Origin of the sequence: Pseudomonas entomophila L48 (assembly GCF_000026105.1) — a bacterium.
GTDB lineage: Bacteria > Pseudomonadota > Gammaproteobacteria > Pseudomonadales > Pseudomonadaceae > Aquipseudomonas > Aquipseudomonas entomophila.
In genome coordinates this window covers 5184904-5208087 of the sequence record NC_008027.1, presented here as the reverse complement: position 1 = coordinate 5208087, position 23184 = coordinate 5184904, and the positions used below count along the sequence as shown (strand labels likewise).

25 protein-coding genes are annotated in these 23184 nt (G+C 64.9%); 6 read left to right on the top strand and 19 right to left on the bottom strand.

The annotated features are described in order from the left end of the window. Positions 1 to 53 precede the first annotated feature (53 nt). The gene (locus PSEEN_RS22675; RefSeq protein WP_011535913.1) at positions 54 to 926 is read right to left on the bottom strand and encodes a DMT family transporter; all 873 of its coding nucleotides are present in this window, start codon (positions 924 to 926) and stop codon (positions 54 to 56) included. A gap of 204 nt (positions 927 to 1130) precedes the next feature. Here PSEEN_RS22675 and PSEEN_RS22670 point away from each other — a divergent pair, with 204 nt between their 5' ends. The 3 genes from PSEEN_RS22670 to PSEEN_RS22660 all read left to right on the top strand — a co-directional run bounded on the left by PSEEN_RS22670 (position 1131) and on the right by PSEEN_RS22660 (position 3354). Further along, positions 1131 to 1919, top strand: coding sequence for an AraC family transcriptional regulator (locus tag PSEEN_RS22670; RefSeq protein ID WP_011535912.1), 789 nt, complete (start codon positions 1131 to 1133; stop codon positions 1917 to 1919). A gap of 63 nt (positions 1920 to 1982) precedes the next feature. Next, positions 1983 to 2276 (top strand): PsiF family protein, encoded by a 294-nt coding sequence (locus PSEEN_RS22665; protein WP_011535911.1) that lies wholly within the window; start codon positions 1983 to 1985, stop codon positions 2274 to 2276. Positions 2277 to 2346: 70 nt separating this feature from the next. Then, a complete protein-coding gene (locus PSEEN_RS22660) occupies positions 2347 to 3354 on the top strand; it encodes an AI-2E family transporter (protein ID WP_011535910.1) in 1008 nt (335 codons plus the stop codon). Between the two features lie 120 nt (positions 3355 to 3474). Here the strand turns inward: PSEEN_RS22660 and PSEEN_RS22655 are convergent, their stop codons facing one another. Next, complete coding sequence (locus PSEEN_RS22655; protein ID WP_011535909.1) at positions 3475 to 4746, bottom strand: Hsp70 family protein; 1272 nt, start codon at positions 4744 to 4746, stop codon at positions 3475 to 3477. A 163-nt stretch (positions 4747 to 4909) separates the two neighbouring features. Between PSEEN_RS22655 and cbpA the strand changes: the two genes are divergently transcribed. Together cbpA and PSEEN_RS22645 are read left to right on the top strand one after the other, a co-directional pair. Continuing rightward, positions 4910 to 5875: a curved DNA-binding protein gene (gene cbpA / locus PSEEN_RS22650; protein ID WP_011535908.1), complete on the top strand. Its 966-nt coding sequence runs from the start codon at positions 4910 to 4912 to the stop codon at positions 5873 to 5875. Between the two features lie 2 nt (positions 5876 to 5877). Further along, on the top strand, positions 5878 to 6183 hold the full coding sequence (locus PSEEN_RS22645) for a chaperone modulator CbpM (protein WP_011535907.1): 306 nt from the start codon (positions 5878 to 5880) through the stop codon (positions 6181 to 6183). 177 nt (positions 6184 to 6360) lie between these two features. Here the strand turns inward: PSEEN_RS22645 and PSEEN_RS22640 are convergent, their stop codons facing one another. From PSEEN_RS22640 to urtA, 7 genes are all read right to left on the bottom strand, one after another. Next, positions 6361 to 6894, bottom strand: a complete 534-nt coding sequence (locus tag PSEEN_RS22640; protein WP_011535906.1) for a GNAT family N-acetyltransferase — start codon at positions 6892 to 6894, stop codon at positions 6361 to 6363. Between the two features lie 5 nt (positions 6895 to 6899). Next, positions 6900 to 7424 carry a GNAT family N-acetyltransferase gene (locus PSEEN_RS22635; protein ID WP_011535905.1) on the bottom strand — a complete coding sequence of 175 codons (525 nt, stop codon included), beginning with the start codon at positions 7422 to 7424 and terminating at the stop codon, positions 6900 to 6902. A 31-nt stretch (positions 7425 to 7455) separates the two neighbouring features. Then, positions 7456 to 8154: an urea ABC transporter ATP-binding subunit UrtE gene (gene urtE, locus PSEEN_RS22630; RefSeq protein ID WP_011535904.1), complete on the bottom strand. Its 699-nt coding sequence runs from the start codon at positions 8152 to 8154 to the stop codon at positions 7456 to 7458. A 127-nt stretch (positions 8155 to 8281) separates the two neighbouring features. Next, complete coding sequence (urtD, locus tag PSEEN_RS22625; RefSeq protein WP_011535903.1) at positions 8282 to 9139, bottom strand: urea ABC transporter ATP-binding protein UrtD; 858 nt, start codon at positions 9137 to 9139, stop codon at positions 8282 to 8284. Beyond that, complete coding sequence (urtC, locus tag PSEEN_RS22620; protein ID WP_011535902.1) at positions 9136 to 10215, bottom strand: urea ABC transporter permease subunit UrtC; 1080 nt, start codon at positions 10213 to 10215, stop codon at positions 9136 to 9138. Before urtC ends, urtD begins: the two co-directional genes overlap by 4 nt. After that, positions 10215 to 11702, bottom strand: coding sequence for an urea ABC transporter permease subunit UrtB (gene urtB, locus PSEEN_RS22615; protein ID WP_044488496.1), 1488 nt, complete (start codon positions 11700 to 11702; stop codon positions 10215 to 10217). The genes urtC and urtB overlap by 1 nt, the downstream gene beginning before the upstream one ends. Positions 11703 to 11843: 141 nt before the next feature. Next, complete coding sequence (gene urtA, locus PSEEN_RS22610) at positions 11844 to 13109, bottom strand: urea ABC transporter substrate-binding protein (protein WP_011535900.1); 1266 nt, start codon at positions 13107 to 13109, stop codon at positions 11844 to 11846. Between the two features lie 516 nt (positions 13110 to 13625). Here urtA and PSEEN_RS22605 point away from each other — a divergent pair. After that, positions 13626 to 13925, top strand: coding sequence for a hypothetical protein (locus tag PSEEN_RS22605; protein ID WP_011535899.1), 300 nt, complete (start codon positions 13626 to 13628; stop codon positions 13923 to 13925). Positions 13926 to 14105: 180 nt separating this feature from the next. On the opposite strand, the gene cycA is transcribed toward PSEEN_RS22605, so the two are convergent. From cycA to vapB, 10 genes are all read right to left on the bottom strand, one after another. Then, positions 14106 to 15521: a D-serine/D-alanine/glycine transporter gene (gene cycA / locus PSEEN_RS22600; RefSeq protein WP_011535898.1), complete on the bottom strand. Its 1416-nt coding sequence runs from the start codon at positions 15519 to 15521 to the stop codon at positions 14106 to 14108. A 374-nt stretch (positions 15522 to 15895) separates the two neighbouring features. Then, entirely contained in the window at positions 15896 to 17260 is a 1365-nt protein-coding gene (locus PSEEN_RS22595; RefSeq protein WP_011535897.1) for a PepSY-associated TM helix domain-containing protein, read from the bottom strand. A gap of 58 nt (positions 17261 to 17318) precedes the next feature. Beyond that, complete coding sequence (locus PSEEN_RS22590) at positions 17319 to 19385, bottom strand: TonB-dependent copper receptor (protein ID WP_011535896.1); 2067 nt, start codon at positions 19383 to 19385, stop codon at positions 17319 to 17321. Between the two features lie 69 nt (positions 19386 to 19454). Further along, entirely contained in the window at positions 19455 to 19886 is a 432-nt protein-coding gene (locus tag PSEEN_RS22585) for a DUF2946 domain-containing protein (RefSeq protein ID WP_011535895.1), read from the bottom strand. A gap of 24 nt (positions 19887 to 19910) precedes the next feature. Further along, entirely contained in the window at positions 19911 to 20393 is a 483-nt protein-coding gene (locus PSEEN_RS22580; RefSeq protein ID WP_011535894.1) for a copper chaperone PCu(A)C, read from the bottom strand. Between the two features lie 47 nt (positions 20394 to 20440). After that, complete coding sequence (locus tag PSEEN_RS22575) at positions 20441 to 20830, bottom strand: DUF2946 domain-containing protein (protein WP_011535893.1); 390 nt, start codon at positions 20828 to 20830, stop codon at positions 20441 to 20443. 257 nt (positions 20831 to 21087) lie between these two features. Continuing rightward, on the bottom strand, positions 21088 to 21942 hold the full coding sequence (locus tag PSEEN_RS22570) for an SPFH domain-containing protein (protein ID WP_011535892.1): 855 nt from the start codon (positions 21940 to 21942) through the stop codon (positions 21088 to 21090). Positions 21943 to 21969: 27 nt separating this feature from the next. Continuing rightward, positions 21970 to 22407, bottom strand: coding sequence for an NfeD family protein (locus tag PSEEN_RS22565; protein ID WP_011535891.1), 438 nt, complete (start codon positions 22405 to 22407; stop codon positions 21970 to 21972). 73 nt (positions 22408 to 22480) lie between these two features. Further along, positions 22481 to 22891: a type II toxin-antitoxin system tRNA(fMet)-specific endonuclease VapC gene (gene vapC / locus PSEEN_RS22560; protein ID WP_011535890.1), complete on the bottom strand. Its 411-nt coding sequence runs from the start codon at positions 22889 to 22891 to the stop codon at positions 22481 to 22483. After that, entirely contained in the window at positions 22891 to 23121 is a 231-nt protein-coding gene (gene vapB / locus PSEEN_RS22555; protein ID WP_011535889.1) for a type II toxin-antitoxin system VapB family antitoxin, read from the bottom strand. The genes vapC and vapB overlap by 1 nt, the downstream gene beginning before the upstream one ends. Between the last annotated feature and the right edge of the window lie 63 nt (positions 23122 to 23184).

Sequence of the window (23184 nt, the reverse complement as noted above, 5' to 3'; positions counted from 1 at the left end):
GGCCTGTGGGAGCGGCCTTGTGTCGCGAAAGGAGCGCGTAGCGCTCCCATCGGTCAACGCCGTACCGGCGTGGTCCAGCGCTCGGCCAGCAGCACGCCGACCAACGTCAGCAAGCCGCCAACCAGGTGATAACTGGCCAACTGCTCATCCAGCACCACCGCCGCGATCACCGCCGTCACCACCGGCAGCAGGTTGAAGAACAGCGTGGTCCGGCTCGGCCCGAGGCGGTGCACTGCCTGCATCCACACCCGCGGCGCGACCATCGAGGCCAGCAGGCCGGCATACAGCACCAGGCCAATGTTGTGGCCGTTCAGCCCGGTCTTCGGCGACAACACGAACAGCGGCAACAACACCAGGATCGCCACCAGCACCTGCAGGTACAGCAACTGCAGCGGCGGCAGGCGCAATTGCCATTTCTTCAGCAGGAAGCTGTACAGCGCATAGGCGAGGGTGGCCACCAGCATCATCAGGTCGCCGGCGTTCAGCCCCTGGTGCAGCAGCACACCGGGTTGTCCGGCCGAGACCACCTCCAGCACGCCGAAAAAAGACACCACAGCGCCCAGCAATGCCCCATAGCTCAGGCGCTGGCCGAGCCAGGCGATGGACAGGGCCAGCGACATCAGCGGCATCAGCGACAGGATGATGCCCATGTTGGTGGCGCTGGTGATGCCCGCGGCAAAGTACGCCAGGCTCTGGTAGATGGCCATGCCCAGCACGCCCAGCACGAAGACCTTGCCCAGGTGCGGGCGGATGGCCGCGCGGTTGCGCCAGACCTGGGGCAGCAGGAAGGGCGTGAACAGCAGGCCGGCCAGCAGCCAGCGGTAGAAGCCGATCTCGGCGGGGAAGATGGCGCCGGCGGACATCTTGGTGACCACGGTGTTGCCGGCCCAGATGAGGATGGCGATGAGGGGGAAGAGGTAGTTCATGCAACGGGTACTCACAGTGACAGAGTGGGGCCGCTGGGCGGCCCTTCGCGGGTAAACCCGCTCCTACAGAGACGGTGCAAATCCTGTAGGAGCGGGTTTACCCGCGAAGGGCTGCCCAGCAGCCCCTGATGGCTCGGTATTATCGACTGTCTGTATAAAACCCTATACTTCCATCCAGACAACCCGCCTCGCGAAGCAGACAACATGGCCCGCAAGTACCTCGACATCCCCCAGTTCGACCAGCTCCCCGCGCCGGTCTACTTCCGCTACGACGAGTTCGGCGCCGATACCCACAGCCCGCCACACCGTCACCCGTGGGGCCAGCTCAACTATGCCTCCCATGGCCTGATGCACCTGGACGTCGAGGGCCAGCGCTTCATCTCGCCGCCGCACTACGCCGTCTGGGTGCCGCCCGGTACCGAGCACGGTTGCTACAACCCCCAGGCCATCATCTACCGTTCGGTCTACCTGGACCGCAGCCTGTGCGCCGAGTTGCCGACGCAGCCCTGCAGCCTGGTGATCAGCGACATCCTCAAGGCGATCCTCGGCGACTTCGCCCGCCGCGATCTGCATGTGGCTCAAGACGCGCGCGACCAGCGCCTGGTACAGGTCCTGATCGATCAGTTGCACTTGGCCCCGACCCAGACCTGCTACCTGCCCTTCGCCCGCAGCGAGGGCCTGCGCCAGGTGCTCGAAGCGCTGCACGCCGAGCCAGGGGACAACCGCCCGCTGGCCGACTGGGCGGCCCAGGTGCATGTCAGCGAGCGCACCCTGGCCCGGCACTTCCTCCACGAACTGGGGATCAGTTTCGGCGAGTGGCGCCTGCGCCTGCGTTTCCTGCGCGCCATTGAGGCGCTGGAAGCGGGGCTGCCGATCCAGGCCATCGCCTTCGACCTCGGCTACAGCAGCGCCTCGGCCTTCATCGCCATGTTCCAGCGCCAGGCCCAGTGCACGCCGGAGCAGTACCGGCGCCGCGCCCGCACGGATATGTAAAAAATCTTGTCTACACTCTGCTCGACGAGCGCGCATCGGGCGCGCAGACAAGGAGACCACTCCATGAAGCTGCTGCACGTACCTCTGCTGGTGTTGGGCATGTTGATCGCCGGGCAAGGATTCGCCGCCACCGCGCAACAGGAAAAGATGAAAACCTGCAATGCCGACGCCACCACCAAGGCGCTCAAGGGTGACGAGCGCAAGGCCTTCATGAGCACCTGCCTGAAAAAGGCCGAGCCGGCCAAGCCGATGACGCAACAGGAACGCATGACAGCGTGCAACGCCGACCCCAAGGCCAAGGCGCTCAAGGGCGATGAGCGCAAGACCTTCATGAGCGACTGCCTGAAGAAGAAATGACCTGCGCCTATGCCTGTGCGCTGAAGGCTGGCAGACTGCGGGACTTTCCGCTGTCTGCCGCCGAGGCTGTATGACCTTCACCCCCCGTCAGATCACCCTCGCCAGCTGGGTCATCGTCATGGCCGGCCTGTTGCTGGCGCTGCCCCTGAAGTTGTTGCCCAGCCTGCTGGCCGGCCTGCTGGTCTTCGAGCTGGTCAACATGCTCACGCCGCGGCTGCAGCCGCTGATTGCCGGGCAACGCGCGCGCTGGCTGGCGGTGGCGCTGCTCGGCACCCTGGTGGTGAGCACGCTCACGCTGCTGATCGCCGGCGCCTTCAGTTTCCTGCTGCACGAGGCCGAGAACCCTGGTGCCTCGCTGGACAAGTTCATGGCCCTGGTCGAGCGCGCCCGTGGCCAGCTGCCGCCATTTATCGAAGCCTACCTGCCGGCCAGCGCCGCCGAGTTCAAGGTGGCCATCGGCGACTGGATCAAGAGCCACCTGAGCGACCTGCAACTGGTGGGCAAGGGCATGGCGCACATGTTCGTGACCCTGCTGATCGGCATGATCCTCGGCGCCATCGTCGCCCTGCAGCGCATCCCCGACATCTCCCGGCGCAAGCCCCTGGCGGCGGCGTTGTTCGAGCGCCTGAGCCTGCTGGTGCAGGCGTTTCGCAACATCGTCTTCGCGCAGATCAAGATCTCGCTGCTCAACACGGTGTTCACCGGCATCTTCCTGGCCGTGGTGCTGCCGCTGTTCGGGGTGCACCTGCCGCTGACCAAGACGCTGATCGTGCTGACCTTCCTGCTCGGGCTGTTGCCGGTGATCGGCAACCTGATGTCCAACACCCTGATCACCATCGTCGGGATGTCGCTGTCGATCTGGGTGGCGGCGGCGGCGCTGGGGTATTTGATTGTGATCCACAAGGTCGAGTATTTCCTCAACGCGCGGATCGTGGGGGGGCAGATCAGTGCCAAGGCGTGGGAGCTGTTGCTGGCGATGCTGGTGTTCGAGGCGGCGTTCGGGCTGCCTGGGGTGGTGGCGGGGCCGATTTATTACGCCTACCTGAAGAGTGAGTTGAAGCGGGCGGAGTTGGTCTGACAGATTGCTGGGGCTGCGTTGCAGCCCTTTCGCGACACAAGGCCGCTCCCACAGGGGACGCGTTCTTCTGTGGGAGCGGCCTTGTGTCGCGAAAGGGCCGCAACGCGGCCCCGGGATGGCTCAGGCGGTGCCGTAACGCTTGCGCGCCTCGATCGCCAGGCCACTACCGATACTGCCGAAGATATTGCCTTCCACATGCCGCGCATTGGGCAGCATCGCCGCCACGCTGTTGCGCAGCGCCGGGATGCCGCTGGAACCACCGGTGAAGAACACCGTGTCCACCTGCCCCTCGCTCACACCGGCCTTGGCCAGCAGCTCGGTCACGCTGCCGCGCACCCGCTCCAGCAGCCCGTCGATGGCGTCTTCGAACAGCGCCCGGGTCAGCTCCGCCGACAGTTCAGGCTCGATGCGGCTGAAGTCGATGCGGCGGCTGTCACGCTCGGTCAGCTCGATCTTGCTGGCTTCCACTTCCATCGCCAGCCAGTGCCCGGCGCGCTGTTCGATGAGGTTGAACAGGCGGTCGATACCGAGCGTGTCCTCGATGTCGTAGCGCATGCTGCCCAGGGCCAGCTGCGACTTCTGTGCGTACAGGGCGTTGATGGTGTGCCAGGTGGCCAGGTTGAGGTGGTAGCTGGTGGGCATCAGCGCGCCGCTCTTCATCCGGCTGCCGTAGCCGAACAGCGGCATCACGCCCTGCAGGCTCAGCTGCTTGTCGAAGTCGGTACCGCCGATGTGCACGCCGCCGGTGGCCAGGATGTCGCTCTGGCGCTCGGCCACCAGGTGGCGCTCCGGCGACAGGCGGATCAGGGTAAAGTCCGAGGTACCACCGCCGATATCGACAATCAGTACCAGCTCTTCACGGCTGATGCCCGACTCGTAGTCGAATGCCGCGGCGATCGGTTCGTACTGGAACGACACGTCCTTGAAGCCGATCTTGCGCGCCACGTCGGCGAGGGTGTCCTCGGCCTCCTGGTCGGCGGCCGGGTCTTCGTCGACGAAGAACACCGGGCGGCCCAGCACCACCTGGTCGAATTCGCGGCCGGCATCGGCTTCGGCGCGCTTTTTCAGCTCGCCGATGAACATGCCCAGCAGGTCCTTGAACGGCAGGGCGCTGCCCAGCACGCTGGTGTCGTGCTTGATCAGCTTGGAGCCCAGCAGGCTCTTGAGCGAGCGCATCAGGCGGCCTTCGTAGCCCTCCAGGTACTCGTGCAGGGCCAGGCGGCCGTACACCGGGCGACGCTCCTCGATGTTGAAGAAGACCACCGACGGCAGGGTGATCTTGCCGTCTTCCAGGGCGATCAGCGATTCGACGCCCGGGCGGTGCCAGCCGACCGTGGAGTTGGAGGTGCCGAAGTCGATGCCGAGGGCGCGGGCCGGGGATACGTCAGACATGGGGGAGAGCTTCCGGAGGCAAAACGGCCGCGCAGTTTATGCCAGTCTGCGGCTAAATCAAGACCGGCCGTCTGCGATAGCGCAACCCCGGGTGAACCTTGAAAGGCTATGCTTGACCCCAATCTTCATTGGCAATACGTACATTCACACTGGTGATCCATAGATGGACTTCAAAGACTATTACAAGATACTCGGCGTCGAGGCGAGCGCGGACGAGAAGGCGATCAAGGCCGCGTACCGCAAGCTCGCGCGCAAGTATCACCCCGACGTCAGCAAGGAGCGTGACGCCGAGGACAAATTCAAGGAGGCCAACGAGGCCTACGAGGTGCTTGGCGACAAGGACAAGCGCGCCGAGTACGACGAGATCCGCAAGTACGGCGGCCAGCACGGCCGGCCGTTCCAGGCGCCGCCTGGCTGGCAGTCCCGTGGCGGCAATGGCGGCGGCGGTGGCTTCGAGGGGGGCGATTTTTCCGATTTCTTCAGCTCGATCTTCGGCGCCCGGGGTGGCAACCCCTTCGGTGGCGGCGGTGGCCGGCAGCAACGCAGTGCCGGCAGGCGAGGGCAGGACGTGGAACTGGAACTGGCGGTCTTCCTCGAAGAGACCCTGAACAAGGAATCCAAGCAGATCAGTTTCCAGGTGCCGCAGACCAACGGCGCCGGGCAGCGTACCGGCTTCACCACCAAGACGCTGAACGTGAAGATCCCCGCCGGGGTGACCGACGGCGAGCGCATCCGCCTCAAGGGCCAGGGCGCGCCGGGCGTGGGCGGTGGTGCCAACGGCGACCTGTTCCTGACCATCCGCATGGCACCGCACCCGCTGTTCGATGTCGAAGGCCATGACCTGATCATCACCGTGCCCCTGGCACCGTGGGAAGCGGCGCTCGGCGCCAAGGTGGCCGTCCCCACCCTGACCGGCAAGATCAACCTGACCATCCGCCCCGACAGCCAGAGCGGCCAGCGCCTGCGGGTCAAGGGCATGGGTCTGTTGAACAAGCAAGGCGAGCGCGGCGACCTGTACGCCCAGCTCAAGGTGGTCATGCCCGCCCAGTCCGACGCCGCCGCGCGCGAACTGTGGACCCAGCTCTCCGAGAAAGCCGCGTTCAACCCGAGGACTCAATGGAGTAAGTGATCATGAGCAGCACCCTGATCGTTCAACTGGACATGCGTACCCTGTGCCAGGAAGCCGATGTGTCGGCCGACTGGGTGATCGAGATCGTCGAGCACGGCATTGTCGAACCGTCGGGGCGAACGCCCGAAGAGTGGGTGTTCGATGACCGTGCGCCGGTGACCTTGAAACGCGCGGTGAAGCTGCATCAGGAGCTGGAGCTGGAGTGGGAAGGGGTGGCGCTGGCGTTGGAACTGTTGGAAGAGGTGCAGCAGTTGCGCAGTGAGAACAGCATGTTGAAGCAGCGATTGGGCAGGTTTACCCAGATGTGACGGGTATTACCTGTTAGATCCTGGGGCTGCTGCGCAGCCCTTTCGCGACACAAGGCCGCTCCCACAGGAATTGCGCCAGCTTTTGGCATTTGAGCAAGACAGTTGCTCCCACAGCAGATCATGTTCCTCTGTGGGAGCGGCCTTGTGTCGCGAAAGGGGCGCAAAGCGCCCCCAGGTTCACGAGACTTTCGCGATGACCTTGAAATACAACGCAGTCGCCCGATAAACCCCTTCCGGGCCACAGGCATAGTCCGGAATCTCCCCCGCCTTGCTGTACCCCAGCGCCCGATAAAACGCCTCGGCTTCGGACCCCGCCTCGGTATCGAGAAACAGCATCCCCCGCCCGATCCGCCGCGCCTCGGCCTCCAGCGCGTTCATCAACTGCTGCCCCAGCCCACGCCGCCGTGCATCGCTGTGCACCAGCAGCTTCTGCACCTCGCCCCGGTTCAGCCCATTGGGCTTCAGGCACAACCCCAGCTGCACACTACCCAGCACCTCCTGCCCCTGGGCGATGACCCAGAGCAGCTGCTCGCCACTGGCCAGCTTTGCCTTCACCTCATCGAAGTAGATTTTGGCCTGCTGCTCGTCGATATCGGCCAGAAACCCCACCGACGCGCCCTGGCGCACCGCATCGAGCAAAAGGGCCACCAGCCCGTCGCGATAGTAGGCCAGGCCTTCGTGGGTCACGCGGTGCAGTTGGGCGGTGTTCATGGGCTTCAGGTCCTTGAAGGGGGAAGGGTGTTGTCATCCAGGTACAGCTGCATGAAGGTCAGGTCCAGCCAGCGCCCGAACTTCACCCCCACCTGCGGCATCTGCCCGGTGATGCTGAAACCCAGGCGTTCGTGCAGGCGGATCGATGCGGCGTTGCCGCTCTCGATGGCGGCGACCATCACATGTTTGTCGCAGTGGCGCGCGCGCTCGATAAGCGCGTCCATCAACACCGGCCCCAGGCCCTTGCCGCGTTGGTCGCCACGCACGTACACCGAGTGCTCGACGGTATGCCGGAAGCCTTCGAACGGCCGCCAGTCGCCAAATGAGGCATAGCCCAGCACGCCGCTGTCGTCCACTGCCACCAAAATAGGGTAGCCCTGCTGCGCACGGGCCTCGAACCAGTTCAGGCGGTTGCCCAGGTCCACGGGGGTTTCGTTCCAGATCGCCGTGGTGTTGGCCACGGCGTCGTTGTAGATGTCGAGGATGCCCGGCACGTCGTCGATCAGGGCGTCGCGGATCTGGTAACTCATGACAGCGTCTCGCAAGGGAAGTGGTTGCAGATTAAATGGTAACCAGGCCGCGCACACCTTCGGCCTGCATGTTTTCGCCCTGGCCGCGCTGGACGATCTCGCCGCGGGCCATGACCAGGTACTGGTCGGCCAGCTCCTCGGCAAAATCGTAGAACTGTTCCACCAGCAGGATGGCCATGTCGCCCCGGTCGGCGAGCTTGCGGATCACCGCGCCGATCTCCTTGATCACCGACGGCTGGATGCCTTCGGTGGGTTCGTCGAGGATCAGCAGGCGCGGGCGGCTGGCCAGGGCGCGGCCGATGGCCAGCTGTTGCTGCTGCCCACCGGAGAGGTCGCCGCCCCGGCGTTGTTTCATCTGCTCCAGCACCGGGAACAGTTCGTAGATGAAGGCCGGCACTTCCCGTGCCTCGCGGGCGGGGAAGCGCGACAGGCCCATCAGCAGGTTTTCCTCGACGGTCAGGCGCGGGAAGATCTCGCGGCCCTGGGGCACGTAGGCGATGCCGGCCTGGACCCGTTGCTGGGGCTTGAGCGTGGTGATGGGTTTGCCTTCCCATTCCACGCGGCCCTCGCGGGCCGGCAGCAGGCCCATCAGGCAGCGCAGCAGGGTGGTCTTGCCCACGCCGTTGCGGCCCAGCAGGCAGGTGACCTCGCCGACCTTGGCCTCGAATGACAGGCCGCGCAGGATGTGGCTGCCGCCGTAGTATTGGTGCAACGTGTCGATTTTCAGCATGTGTTGTTCCTGAAGGCTTGGGGTGACTGCACCGGCCCTTTCGCCGGCAAGCCGGCTCCTACAGGAGGGCGCGATCTTCCGTAGGAGCCGGCTTGCCGGCGAACAGGCCCGTGCAGCCACCTGGAATTCATCGGCCTAGATACACCTCGACCACCCGCTCATCCTCCTGCACCTGCGCCAGCGACCCTTCCGCCAGCACGCTGCCCTGGTGCAGCACCGTCACATGGTCGGCGATGCTGCCGACGAAGCCCATGTCATGTTCCACCACCATCAGCGAATGCTTGCCTGCCAGCGAGCGGAACAGTTCGGCGGTGAATTCGGTCTCGGCATCGGTCATCCCCGCCACCGGCTCGTCGAGCAGCAGCAACCTCGGCTCCTGCACCAGCAGCATGCCGATCTCCAGGAACTGTTTCTGCCCGTGGGACAACAACCCCGCTTGGCGCTGTGCCAGGGGCAGCAGGCGCAGGGTGGTCAGCACCTCCTCGATGCGCAGGCGTTGCTCGCTGGACAACCGCGCCACCAAACTGGCCCACACCGACTTGTCGGCCTTGAGCGCCAGCTCCAGGTTCTCGAACACCGTCAGCGCCTCGAACACCGTGGGCTTCTGGAACTTGCGGCCGATGCCGGCCTGGGCGATCTGGCACTCGCTCATGCGCGTCAGGTCGAGGGTGTCGCCGAAATACGCCGTGCCGCTGTCGGGTCGGGTCTTGCCGGTGATCACGTCCATCATCGTGGTCTTGCCGGCGCCGTTGGGGCCGATGATGCAGCGCAGCTCGCCGACGCCGATGTACAGGTTCAGGTCGTTGAGCGCCTTGAAGCCATCGAAGCTGACGCTGATGCCCTCCAGGCTCAGCACGGTGCCGTGGCGGGTGTCGAGCCCGGCCTCGCGGCGCCGACCGAGGCCGATCGCCTCGCGCCCGCTGCCGATCTGGTCGAAGATCGGTTCCAGCATGAATTCCGGATGCACCGGTGGCACGCTTCTCATGGCTGGCTCCTTTTCTTCACAAGGCCGACCACGCCCTTGGGCAGGTACAGGGTGACAAGGATGAACAGCGCGCCGAGGAAGAACAGCCAGAACTCGGGGAACGCCACGGTGAACCAGCTCTTCATGCCATTGACGACGCCTGCGCCAAGCAGCGGCCCGATCAGCGTGCCGCGCCCACCGAGCGCCACCCACACGGCGGCTTCGATGGAGTTGGTCGGCGACATCTCGCTGGGGTTGATGATGCCCACCTGCGGCACGTACAGCGCCCCGGCCAGGCCGCACAGCACGGCACTGAGCACCCACACCAGCAGCTTGAAGCCGCGCGGATCGTAGCCGCAGAACATCAGGCGGTTCTCGGCGTCACGCACCGCAGTGAGCAGGCGCCCGAACTTGCTCTGGGTCAGGCGCCAGCACAGGAACAGGCTGCCCAGCAGCAGGCCGACCGTCAGCAGGAACAGCACGGCCCGGGTGCCTTGGGCGGCGATGTCGAAGCCGAGGATGGTGCGGAAGCTGGTAAAGCCATTGTTGCCGCCAAAGCCCGTTTCGTTGCGGAAGAACAGCAGCATGCCGGCGAAGGTCAGGGCTTGGGTCATGATCGAGAAGTACACGCCCTTGATCCGCGAGCGGAAGGCGAAGAAGCCGAACACCAGCGCCAGCAGCCCCGGCGCCAGCACCACCAGGCACAGCGCCCAGGCGAAATGCTGGGTGCCGGCCCAGTACCAGGGCAGCTCGCTCCACGACAGGAAGGTCATGAATCCGGGCAGGCCGTCGCCAGCCGCCTGGCGCATCAAATACATGCCCATGGCATAGCCGCCCAGGGCGAAGAACAGGCCGTGGCCCAAAGACAGCAAGCCTGCGTAGCCCCAGACCAGGTCCAGGGCCAGGGCGACGATGGCGTAGCAGAGGATCTTGCCGACCAGGGTCAGGGTATAGGCCGAGACCTGCAAGGCGTGCCCGTCGGGCAGCAGCGACAGCAGCGGCAGGGCCAGCAGCACCAGGACGACAACGGCGCCGACGGCCAGCGACACCCGTGTGCCGGCCCTGCGCGTGGCAGTGACAATCAATGGCTGGTTCATCAGTCGATTACCCGTCCCTTGAGGGCGAACAGGCCTTGCGGGCGCTTCTGGATGAACAGAATGATCAGCGCAAGGATGAGGATCTTGCCCAGCACCGCACCGATCTGCGGCTCCAGCAGTTTGTTGGCGATACCCAGCCCGAAGGCCGCCCACAGGCTACCGGCCAGCTGGCCGACGCCGCCGAGCACCACCACCAGGAACGAGTCGATGATGTAGCTCTGGCCCAGGTCAGGGCCGACGTTGCCGACCTGGCTCAAGGCCACGCCACCAAGCCCGGCGATGCCCGAGCCGAGGCCGAAGGCGAGCATGTCGACGCGCCCGGTGGACACCCCGCAGCAGGCCGCCATGTTGCGGTTCTGGGTGACCGCGCGCACGTTCAGGCCCAGCCGCGTGCGGTTGAGCAGCAGCCAGGTGAGCACCACCACGGCCAAGGCGAAGCCGATGATCACCAGGCGGTTGTACGGCAGCACCAGGTTGGGCAGCACCTGGATGCCGCCGGACAGCCAGGCCGGGTTGCTCACCTCGACGTTCTGCGCGCCGAAGATCAACCGCACGGCCTGGATCAGGATCAGGCTGATGCCCCAGGTGGCCAGCAGGGTTTCCAGCGGGCGGCCATACAGGTGGCGGATTACCGTGCGTTCCAGGGCCATGCCGACGCCCGCGCTGACGGCGAAGGCCACCGGCAGGGCGATCAGTGGGTAGAACTCGATGGCGCCCGGGGCATAACGCTGCAGCAGCACCTGGACCATGTAGGTGCTGTAGGCGCCGAGCATCAGCATCTCGCCGTGGGCCATGTTGATCACCCCGAGCAGGCCGAAGGTGATTGCCAGGCCCAGCGCCGCCAGCAGCAGGATCGAGCCCAGTGACAGGCCGCTGAAGGCCTGGCCGAGCAGTTCGCCGACCAGCAGCTTGCGCTGTACCTGGGCCAGGCTGGTTTCAGCGGCGGTGCGCACGGCGGCGTCGGTTTCGGCGTCGGGTTGCAGCAGCGCTTCGAGGCGGGTGCGGGCCAGCGGGTCGCCGGTTTCGCCGAGCAGGCGCACGGCGGCCAGGCGTACCGCAGGCTCGCTGGCGCCGAGTTGCAGGTTGGCCAGGGCCAGGCCGAGGGCGGCGTGCACGGCGGCGTCCGGCTCGCTGGCGAAGCGGCGGTCGAGGAAGGCCATCTGCGCCGGTTGTGCGGTTTTTTGCAGTTGCTGGGCGGCGGCCAGGCGCACGCTGGCTTGGTCGCTGAGCAACTGATGGCTGGCCAGGGCGTTGTCGATCAGGCCGCGCAGGCGGTTGTTCAGGCGCAGCTTGCGGGTGTCATTTTCGGCGATGCGGCCCTGGCGCAGGTTTTCCAGCAGCGGCAGGCGGGCGGCATCGGGTTGTGCGGCCCAGGTTTCGAGCAGGTTGGCCTGTTCGGCGGGTTTGGCGGTGAGGAAGAACTCGCCTTCGCTGGCTTGGGTGGCCAGGGGCAGTAACAACATGAGGGTGAGCAGGAGTCTGAGCATGCGGGCAGTCCTGGAAATCGGCGGTGGATTCATCGCGGGGCAAGCCCGCTCCTACAGGTTTTTCACCGGTCCAGAGGGCAGTGGGGATCCTGTAGGAGCGGGCTTGTCCCGCGAAAGGGCCGCAAAGCGGCCCCAATGCACTCAATTACCCTTCACCGCATAATCCGGCCGCTTGTCATTTCCCGGAATGAACGGGCTCCAAGGCTGCGCCCGCAGCGGCTCCTCGGTCTGCCACACCACGCTGAACTGCCCGTCATCCTGGATCTCGCCGATCATCACCGGCTTGTGCAGGTGGTGGTTGCTCTTGTCCATGGTCAGGGTGAAGCCCGACGGCGCCTTGAAGCTCTGCCCGGCCAGCGCCTCGCGCACTTTGTCCACATCGGTGCTGCCGGCCTTCTGCGCCGCCTGCGCCCACATGTGAATGCCCACGTAGGTGGCTTCCATCGGGTCGTTGGTCACCGCCTTGTCGGCCCCCGGCAGGTTCTTGGCCTTGGCATAGGCCTTCCAGTCGGCGACGAACTTCTGGTTGACCGGGTTATCCACCGACTCGAAGTAGTTCCACGCCGCCAGGTGCCCCACCAGCGGCTTGGTGTCGATGCCGCGCAGCTCCTCTTCGCCCACCGAGAACGCCACCACCGGCACGTCGGTGGCCTTCAGCCCCTGGTTGGCCAGCTCCTTGTAGAACGGCACGTTGGAGTCGCCGTTGACCGTGGAGATGACCGCCGTCTTGCCGCCCGCGGAGAACTTCTTGATGTTGGCGACGATGGTCTGGTAATCGGCATGGCCGAACGGCGTGTACACCTCTTCGATGTCCTTGTCGGCCACGCCTTTGCTGTGCAGGAAGGCGCGCAGGATCTTGTTGGTGGTGCGCGGGTAGACGTAGTCGGTGCCCAGCAGGAAGAAGCGCTTGGCGCCGCCGCCGTCCTCGCTCATCAGGTACTCCACCGCCGGGATCGCCTGCTGATTGGGCGCCGCGCCGGTGTAGAACACGTTCGGCGACATCTCTTCACCCTCGTACTGCACCGGGTAGAACAGCAGGCCGTTGAGCTCCTCGAAAACCGGCAGCACCGACTTGCGCGACACCGAGGTCCAGCAGCCGAACACCACCGCCACCTTGTCCTGGGTGAGCAGCTGGCGGCTCTTCTCGGCGAACAGCGGCCAGTTGGACGCCGGGTCCACCACCACCGCCTCGAGCTGTTTGCCGTTGACCCCGCCCTTGGCGTTGATCTCGTCGATGGTCATCAGCGCCATGTCCTTGAGCGAGGTCTCGGAAATCGCCATGGTCCCGGACAGCGAATGCAGGATGCCGACCTTGATGGTCTCGGCGGCCTGGATGCTCCAGCTCAGGCCCATCGCGGCGATCGATGCGCTGAGGGTGAAGGCCTTGATCAGACTGCGTCGCTTCATGTGCTCACTCCGATGTGATGGTGGGTGTTGGCCAGGTCGGAGATTGCAAGGGCTGTGCCGAGCGGTGGAAGGTGCTTGGTAGAGCGGTTGTGCGACGAATCGGGGCGCGAGGTGGGGCCAGGATGGTGCTTGCAGGTTGGGCCTGCACAGGATTGGGGCCGGGGGCGATGAACACTTTTGACACAAAAGCGCTACTTGAGTACCGTGCCGCACCGCAGTAGTTTCTGCGGTTCGGGATTGGCGTCCCGCTGTCAGAACCGGGCACATCGCACCTGCGATAGCGTGTCCTGCATGGTTGCACCCGTTATGGGCGGAGCCGTGTGTGGGAGCCTTCGGGCTCACCGGACCTTCTGACCGGCAACGCCAACCCGCACGGCTCCGTCCACCCATATTGGCGTATGGGCACGGAGAGACACTTCAGAAGGCTGCAAGGAGTCGCACCATGCTCAAGAAGATCGTTCCAGATCCACCGTTCGCATTTGTCGAGATCGCCACCTTTCATCGAGAGGTGCAGCCATGAACCAGGAATCGCTGGTCAACCACAGTCCCCGCAAATCCCGTCCCGTCACCGCTTGTTCCCACTTTGGCACCTGCAATCACGCCCATGATCCGATTCTCTCGGTACGTGCTGGCGTTGATAGCGAGGATGCGCTGGTGTGCGCGGTGGCGGCGTTGAAGGCGGCGTATGAGACCAATGCTGCCGCGTTGGAGAAGGCGGGGGAGCCGTTGCGCAGCTTGCTGACGGCGACGGAGAACTCGCTGGAGAAAGGCCTGGCGCTGGCCGAGGCGGTGCTCGAGGGATTGGAGCAGGCTTAGTGCCTGACTGAAAATCCTGGGGCTGCTGCGCAGCCCTTTCGCGACACAAGGCCGCTCCCACAGGCTGACGCGTCAGTTTGAAAAAATTGAGCAAGACAGTTGCTCCCACAGGGGATCGCAATTTCCTGTGGGAGCGGCCTTGTGTCGCGAAAGGGCCGCGCAGCGGCCCCATTGGCCGGATCAGTTGTTAGACGCTTCACGCACCGCCGCACGCGGCTGACGCCTGCTGCGCACGAACTGATAGGTCACCGCCAGAATCACAAACCAGATCGGCGTCACCACCAGCGCCGAGCGCGTATCCGCCTCCAGGCTCAACAGCACCAGGATGCCGGCAAAGAACACCAGGCACACATAGCACATGAAGCGCCCGCCAGGCATCTTGTAGGTGGATTGCTCATGCAGCGCCGCGCGCTGTTTGCGGTAGCTCAGGTACGACAGCAGGATCAGCGTCCACACGAACATGAACAGCACCGCCGACACCGTCGTCACCAGGGTGAAGGCTTCGATCACATTGGGTACCAGGTAGATCAGCACCGCGCCCAGCAGCAGGCAGGTGCAGGAGAAGTACAGGCCGTTGGCCGGCACCGCGCGGCGCGAGAGTTTCTCGAACGCCTTGGGCGCATCGCCCTCCTGGGCCAGGCCGAACAGCATGCGGCTGGTAGAGAACACGCCGCTGTTGGCCGACGAGGCCGCCGAGGTCAGCACCACGAAGTTGATGATGCTCGCCGCCGCCGGCAGGCCGGCCAGCACGAACAGCTCGACGAACGGGCTCTTGCCCGGCACCACGTCGCGCCATGGGGTGACCGCCATGATGGCGATCAGCGCCAGCACGTAGAACACGATGATGCGGATCGGGATCGAGTTGATCGCCCGCGGCAGGGTGCGCTCGGGGTTCTTCGCCTCGGCGGCGGTGGTGCCCACCAGCTCGATGCCGACGAAGGCGAACACGGCGATCTGGAAGCCGGCGAAGAAGCCCAGCATGCCGTTGGGGAACATACCGCCATCATTCCACAGGTTGGCCAGGGTGGCGGTGTGGCCTGCTGGCGACTGGAAGCCGGTGACGACCATGTACAGGCCGGTGGCGACCAGGCCCATGATCGCGATGATCTTGATCAGGGCGAACCAGAATTCCATTTCGCCGAACATCTTCACCGTGACCAGGTTCAGCGACAACAGCAGGGCCACGCAGCTCAGCGCCGGTATCCACTGGGGCAGGTCGGGGAACCAGAATTGGGTGTAGGCGGCGATCGCCACCACGTCGGCGATGCCGGTGACCACCCAGCAGAACCAATAGGTCCAGCCGGTGAAGTAGCCGGCCCAGGGGCCGAGCAGGTCGGCGGAGAAGTCGATGAACGACTTGTAGTTGAGGTTCGACAGCAGCAGCTCGCCCATGGCGCGCATGACGAAGAACAGCATGAAGCCGATGATCATGTAGACGAAGATGATCGATGGGCCGGCCAGGCTGATGGTCTTGCCCGAGCCCATGAACAGGCCGGTGCCGATGGCGCCGCCGATGGCGATGAGCTGGATGTGGCGGTTGGTCAGGTTGCGTTGCAGGTGCTGCTCTTCAGAGGGTGTCTGGGAGGTCCGGGTCATAGGCTGCATTCCATTGAGGGTCAGTCTTTTTGTGAGCGAAAGCCGCGTAGGCTATCACGTCGTGTTCCGATCACGGGCGTGGCAGATCGACACGATCTTGGCGGTGCAGCGGGGGCGGGGACATGATCGCGGTCAATGGATGGATCACACATCCTGGGGCTGCTGCGCAGCCCTTTCGCGACACAAGGCCGCTCCCACAGGGGAATGCGACCTCCTGTGGGAACAACTGTCTTCTTTGTGGACGCTGGCCCGGCCTTGCCGGGCATCGCCAGCAAGGCTGGCTCCTACAGGTTTGCAGTGAAGCTCAGGCTTGGCGCGGTCCATGTGGGAGCGGCCTTGTGTCGCGAAAGGGGCGCAACGCGCCCCCGGCAATCTCAAGCCCGAACCAGAACTCGGCGTCTCACTACCAGGCTATCCACCACCCACATCACCACCATCGAGATCCCAACCAGCGGGAAGGCGACCCCCAGCACCACCATCACCCCCACGGCCGTCTTCCAGCGCGGTAAGTCATGACGCAGCGGCGGCACGCCCAGCCCACCGGCCGGCTTGCGCTTCCACCACATCACCAGCCCGCTCACCGAGCCCAGCAGGATCATCAGGCACACCAGCAGGATGACAATCTGGTTCAACGGCCCGAACATCTTGCCTTCATGCAGCATCACCCCCAGTTCCGTGGCACGGGCCACCGGGCTGTAGTCCTGCCAGCGCACATCGGCCAGCACTTTTCCGGTGTACTGGTCCACATGCAGGGTGGCATCGTTGCGCGGATCGTCGGCAAACACCGCGATGGTGAATACCCCGTCGGCACTGGTCGGCAGGGTGATGCTGTAGCCCGGCGCGACCTTGCGCAGGGTGGCGACATCCTCGACCTGCTGCAGGCTCACCTGCGGCGCCGCGGGGGCGTGATCCATCATGTGATGCCCGGCATGCTCGGCATGGGCACCGGACACCGGCATCGGGGTGTTCTCCATGGCCCACGGCACGGTCTGGCGATGAGCTTCATTCAGTTCGCGTGCCTGTTTATCGGACTTGGGCACGTCATTCCACATGGCCGCCGGGAACCGGTTCCACAGGTCGGCGTACTGCTTGCCCCACAGCCCGGTCCAGGTCATGCCGCTGATCAGCATCAACAGCAACAAGGCCGAGCCCCAGAAGCCGGTGACGGCATGCAGGTCGCGCCACAGCACCCGGCCGCGTGCGCTGAAACGTGGCCACAGCACGCCCGCGCTGTTGCGCCCGCGTGGCCACCAGAGATAGAGGCCGGACACGACCAGGACGATGCCCCAGCCGGCCGCCAGTTCCACCAGCCGGTCACCGACTGTGCCGACCATCAGTTCGCCATGCAGGGCGCGGGCGATGGCCTGCAGGTTCTGCTTGCCGTCCTGTTCGCCCAGCACCTTGCCGCTGTACGGATCGACGAACACGTTCAGCTCGCGACCGCCATCGTGCACGACGAACTGCGCGCTGCGTTCGGCATTCAGCGGCGGCAGGTACTGGCCGACATGGCCCTGTGGATAAGCCTGGCGCACGTTGGCCAGCAGCTTGTCGGCGCTTTGCCGGTGATGGCCGGCCTCGACCACCATCAGCTCGCGGTACATCAACGGATCGAGCTGCGGCTTGAACAGGTAGATGATCCCGGTGATCGCCAGCAGGATCATGAACGGTGCCACGAACAGCCCGGCATAGAAATGCCAGCGCCACGCAAGGTTGTAGAAGGAAACGTTTGGTTTGCTCATGGGAGCCTCCCGTAGACCTTAAGTGGGCGCGGTCAGGTCCCGCGCCCGTTTGTTGTTGTCAGAAACTGAAGTCGACCTTGGTCCAGAAGGTCCTGCCTGGCTCGTTCACCGGTTCCGTGGCGTTGGCCGGGTAGCCGAACCCGGCGTTCCCGGCCAGGTTCAGGTGCTCGGCGTAGGCCTTGTCGAACAGGTTGTCGACGCCCGCGCTGAGCTTGAGGTTGTTGTTGATCTTGTAGGCGCCGTTGAGCGAGAACACGCCGAAGCCCGAGCTGGTGTCGTAGTCCTTGCCGACCACGTTGCCCTGGTTTTTGGCAATACGGTTCTGCTCGGCGACCAGGCGCCACAGGGCACCGACGCTCCAGGTGTCGCGGCTGTAGCTCAGGCCCAGGCGGCTTTCCAGCGGCGGCATCTGTGGCAGGGCCTTGCCGTCGCTGCTGTTCTTGCCCCAGGCGTAGGCCAGGGTGGCGTCGGCCTTCCAGTTCTCGGTCAGCTTGTAGGCCGCGCCCAGTTCGCCGCCCATGATGCGGGCGTCGATGTTCTGTGCCTGGGAGGTGAGCGAGCCCATCATGTTGCGCTGGTAGTCGAACAGGATGTAGTCGCGCACTTGGCCGACATAACCCGAGGCCCAGGCTTCCAGGCGCTCGTCGTGGTACTGGATGCCGAAGTCGAGCTGGGTGGTCTTCTCCGGTTTGATGCCGTCGAAGGCGTTTACCGAGCCGGCCGGGGCACGCTTGGGCGAGAACAGCTCCCAGTAGTCGGGGAAGCGCTGGGTGTGGCCCAGGCCGATGTAGGTGGTGGCCGGAATCGCCGCCAGGTCGTGCTCGTAGCGCACGAAGCCGCTGGGCAGGGTGTCGGCGCGGGTATCGCCTTCGGTGGCGCTGCCCTTGCGGAAGTCTCGGGCCGAGGCACGGTCCAGGCGGGCGCCAGTGACCAGGCGGTCCTCGCCGGTCGCATACCAGGTGAGCTCGCCGAAGGCACCGTAGTTGTGGAAGTCGGCGTCCTTCGTCCAGGGTTTGCCTTTGTGCGCGTTGACGCCCATGCCGCCGCGCTGGCGGTGCTCGTTGGTCTGCGCGTCGATGCCGCTGATCAACTGCACGTCGGCCCAGCGCCAGGTGGCCTTGATCCGCGCGCCCATGGTGCGGCGGTCGACGTTGCTGACCATGGGCATGCCCATCATGCCGGTGCCCGATGGGGTACGCAGGGTGTAGTTGTCCATCACGTGGTCGGCGTAGTTGTAGTAGACCTGCGCCTCGACCTTGTCGAGCACTTCGCCGAGGTTGGACTTCTCGAAGCGCAGCCCCAGGCTTTCGCGCTTGAACTGCGAGCCGTCCATGCCGCGCCCGGCGGAGCGGGCCTCGCCGTCGCCCTTGCCGGCGGTCAGTTCCAGCAAGGTGTCGGCGTCCGGGGTCCAGCCGAGGCTGACATCGCCGTTCCACTTGTCCCAGCGCGAAGGCACGGTGTCGCCGTTGCCGTCCTCGAAGTCGTCCGAGTGCGACTGGTTGCCGATGAAGCGCACGTAGCCGAGCTGGTTGCCGGCTGCGGCGTCGAGCACCTTGTCGAAGCGGCCGTTGGAGCCGGCCAGCACGCTGCCGTTGACCCGGCTGCCCAGTTCGCCAAATTTCTCCGGCTCACGCTCGAACAGGATGGTGCCAGCGGAGCCACCCGGGCCCCAGATCACGCTCTGCGGGCCTTTGATCACCGTGAGGCGGTCGTAGGTTTCCGGCGAGATATATGAGGTCGGGGCGTCCATGCGGCCAGGGCAGGCACCGAGCATCATGCCGCCATTGGTGAGGATGTTCAGGCGTGAGCCGAACATGCCGCGCAGCACCGGGTCGCCATTGGTGCCGCCAGCGCGGATCACCGAGAAGCCGGGGATGGTCTTGAGGTAGTCACCGCCGTCGCTGGCCGGTACGGGCTGGCGTGGATCTTTAGGGTTGGTGACGACGGTCAGCGGCGAGCTTGGGGCGATGGCGGTGATCACCGTCGGGCTCAGTTCGGCCGGGTCATGAACATGGCCTTCATGGCCGGTTTCGGCAGCAAAGGCCAGTGGCGCGAGCAGCGAGCCGCAGAGCACGGCGATGGTGCCACGCAGGGAAAGGGCAAAAACAGGGGTGCAGCCGGACATAATGATTCCAGTCGATCAGTCGTGAGTCAGCGCGAAGCCTCCTGGCTTCGGGCGTTTAACGTGTGGTGTTCAGGCGACGATCGAACGGGGCGGCGCGCGGCTGCGGGCGCCGGGGAATACAGCCTGCCGGGCATGGCCCTGGCGCGTGGCGACGGTGAGGTGGCTGGGTGGGGTGACGCTGCCTGCGCTGAGCGGGCTGAGGGTCTGGGGCAGGGCGGGGCAGTTGAACAGCAGGCTGCAATAGCCGCACTTTTCCCACATGACATGCAGCTGGCCATCGTTGCCGTGGCCGTGGTGCTCGTCGTGACCGTGCGCCATGGGCATGCTCATCGACATGTCCATGGGCATGGACATGCCGGCGTGGTGCTCCATCGGCATCGACTGGGAAACCAGCGGGCCGATGAAGATCATCCACATGGCGAACAGGCTCAGCCAGCCGCCACCGACGCGCCTGCGATCAGGGCGGGTAGTGCGGACGGAGCTGTAGCGCGGCAGGCTCATGGCGAGCGCCAGTCAGCTATCGGATCAGTGCGTGTGCTCGTGCTGCGCCTGGTCGGCGGGCGGCTGCTTCTGCACGGCGACCTCGACTGTGATGTCACCGGCCTTCTCGAAGTGCAGGGTCAGCGGGAAGCGCTTGCCGTCGGTCAGCAGGCTGCGGTCCTTGGGCTGCATGATCATCACGTGGTAGGCGCTGGGGGCGAAGGTCAGGTCCTTGCCGGCGGGCACTACCACGCTTTGCACCTGCTGCATCTTCATGGCGCCGGCTGCGCTCATCGTATGCTCGTGCAACTGGGCGTCGGCGCTGATCGGCGTGTCAGCCGAGAGCAGGCGATCGTCGGTCTTGCCGTTGTTGTGCACGACGAAGTAGGCCGCGACGTTGGGCGCGTTCGGCGGCAGCTCCAGCGACCAGGGGTGGGCGATGTGCAGGTCGCCTTTGCTGTATTCGTGGGCGTTGGCATAGGCGCCGGGCAGCAGCAGGGCGGCCAGGACGAGGGCTTGCTTGAGCATGGGTGAGTCTCCGATCTGTTGAGGTTCAGGCAGACAGCGTAGTGAACTCAGGCCAGGGGAGAGGCACGGGGATTGAGCGCGGGCCATAGCTGGCGCGGCGTGGGCTGGTAGTCGGCGAGTTGTGGCGAGTGGTCCGCAGGCAGCACGGGCGGGTTGTGCAACTGCGGCGGGTAGCCGGGCAGGGCCAGCAGGGGCGCGGCGCCCAGGCAGCACCAGCAGTTCATCATGCTGGCGCTGTCGTCGCTTTGTGTACCCAGGTCGATCTTGGCCAGGGCCTGGACATCGACCTTGGCCTTGTTGGCCATGCTGGAACAGAAAGCCCCCCACAGCAGCTGTTCGGCCGGGCCTTTCGGCGCGGCAGAAGACAGCGGCATGGCCAGCAGGTTGAACAGCACAGCGAAGCAGGCTATCCAGGCGATGTGCCGACGTGGGGGCATGGAGAGATCCGGTCAGGAATCGTGGTGGCTATTGTACGGTGGAGTATAGGTAAAAATGCCGGGGTGCGGTGAAGTGCCGCACCTGGGGCAGAGCACGTCGCGCCAAGTGGAGCAACTGCCTTATCCAATGTTTGAAAACTGGCGCGATCGACGTAGGAGCCGGCCTTGCCGGCGAACACCGGCGCAGCCGGTGCCATGCACCGCGTCGCTCGGTTCGCCAGCAAGGCTGGCTCCTACGGTTGTCGGAGCGGGCGCTATCAGGCCTTGCCGCGGCCCAGCAACCCACGAACGGTCTCTTGCAGGTCGGCCGGCAACACCACGACTTTCGAATTGTCGCTGGCCGCCAGGTTCTCCATCGCCCCGATGTAGCGCTCACCCAGCAGGTACATGGCCGGCACGGTCTCGCTGCCCACCGCTTCCTTGACCAAGGTGATCGCCCGCGCCGACGCTTCGGCCAGGTTGACCTGGGCTTCAGCATCCAGCTTGGCTGCCTGCAGGCGCGCTTCTGCTTCGAGAATCGCCGCCTGCTTGTTGCCTTCGGCGCGGGTCACGTCGGCTTTACGCTCACGCTCGGCGGCCGCCTGGCGCTCCATGGCGCTCTGCATGCTCGGCGAGGGCTTGATGTCCTGGATTTCCACCGAGCGCACGGTCACGCCCCAGTCTTCGGTCTGTTCGGACATCGCCTCGCGCAGGCGCGCCTTGATCTGCTCGCGGCTGGACAGGGCTTCGTCCAGGTCCATGGCGCCGACGATGGCGCGCAGCGAGGTCATGGTCAGGCTGGTGACGGCGAACGAGAAGTTCTGCACGCCGTACGAGGCTTTCTGCGGGTCGACGACTTTGGCGAAGCACAGGGCGTTGGCGACGATCACCGCGTTGTCCTTGGTGATGATCTCCTGCTGCTGCACGTCGAGGATGATGTCCTTGGTCGGCAGGCGGTAGGCGACCACGTCCATGTACGGGATGACGATGTTCAGGCCTGGCTTGAGGGTGCTGTGGTAGCGGCCCAGGCGCTCGACGATCCATTCTTCGCCCTGGGGCACGATGCGTACCCCCTTGAACACGGTGATCAGTACGAATGCGGCGAGGGTGCCGATGACGATGAGGCTGGTCATGCTTGCGAACTTCCTTTTAGTGCGGATTCAGGCCCGGGTGACCCGGGCGGTGTTGCCTTCGATGGCGGCCAGGCGCACGCGCTCGCCGGCGGGGATGTCGTTGTCCGAGACGCAGGTCCACTCCTCGTTGCCGAGGATGGGTTTCTGAAAGCGCACCCGGCCTTTCTGGAACTGCGACACGTTGGCGGTCAACAGGCCGACTTCACCGATCACGCTGTCGGCGGTCCAGCGCACGTCCGGCTTCTTGCGGCGGAACACCTTGAACCAGAGCGCAGTGGTGATCGATGAGAACACGATCCACAGCAGGCCTTGCATATCGAGTTGCAGGCTGGGGGCGAGCAGCGAGACGAGCGACACCAGCACGGCGCCAATACCGAACCAGAGGATGAAGAAGGTGGGGAGCACCAGTTCCAGCAGGATCAGGGCCACGCCGAAGACGAGCCAGATCCACCATTGCATTTCCATATGGGTGGAGCCTTCCAGAAGGGGGAGAGGTAATTCTACGGCAGGAGCAAGGCACAGGGCCATCTCGTGACGGTCAGCGTGGGGACGTCACCCAGTCTTCCACACGCAACCCCGGAACACGCTGGAACTCGCGCAGGTTGTTGGTCACCAGTGTGAGGCCGCGAGCGCGGGCGTGGCCGGCAATCATTCTGTCGTAGGGGCCGATGGGCGTGCCGGCCTTGGCCAGCTCCGCACGTAGCTGCGCAGTGTGAGCGGCGCCCTGAATGTCGTAGTCAAGCACATCGAGCCGTGCGGCGAACCCCTCGACAATGGCCAGGTTACGTTCCGGCGCGGCGGATTTTTCCGCACCGTAGATCAACTCCATCAGGGTTACTGTGCTGATGGCCAGCTGGCCGTGGTAGCGATTGAACGCCTCGCGCACTACCTGTGGCTTGTTCTTGATGGTGAAAATGCAGATGTTGGTATCGAGCATGTACCTGAGCATCAGAATCCTTCGCGCTCCTGGTCGGCTGGCTGTTCCCTGCTCGCCATGAAGTCCGCACTCACATCGTCACCCTCGAACCAGCTGTCCCAGCTTTCGCCGGCAGGCGAGATGATACGGGAACGGCCCACCGCGACGATGTCCACGCGGGTGACGTCTTCTGGAAGGGCGAGGGCTTTTGGCATGCGGATAGCCTGGCTGCGGTTGCTTTTGAAGACTGCACCTTGCTCCATGATGGGCCTCCTTGAAAGCGCAAATGTATGTCCGGAGTTTAATTCCGGGAATGGATATGTCAA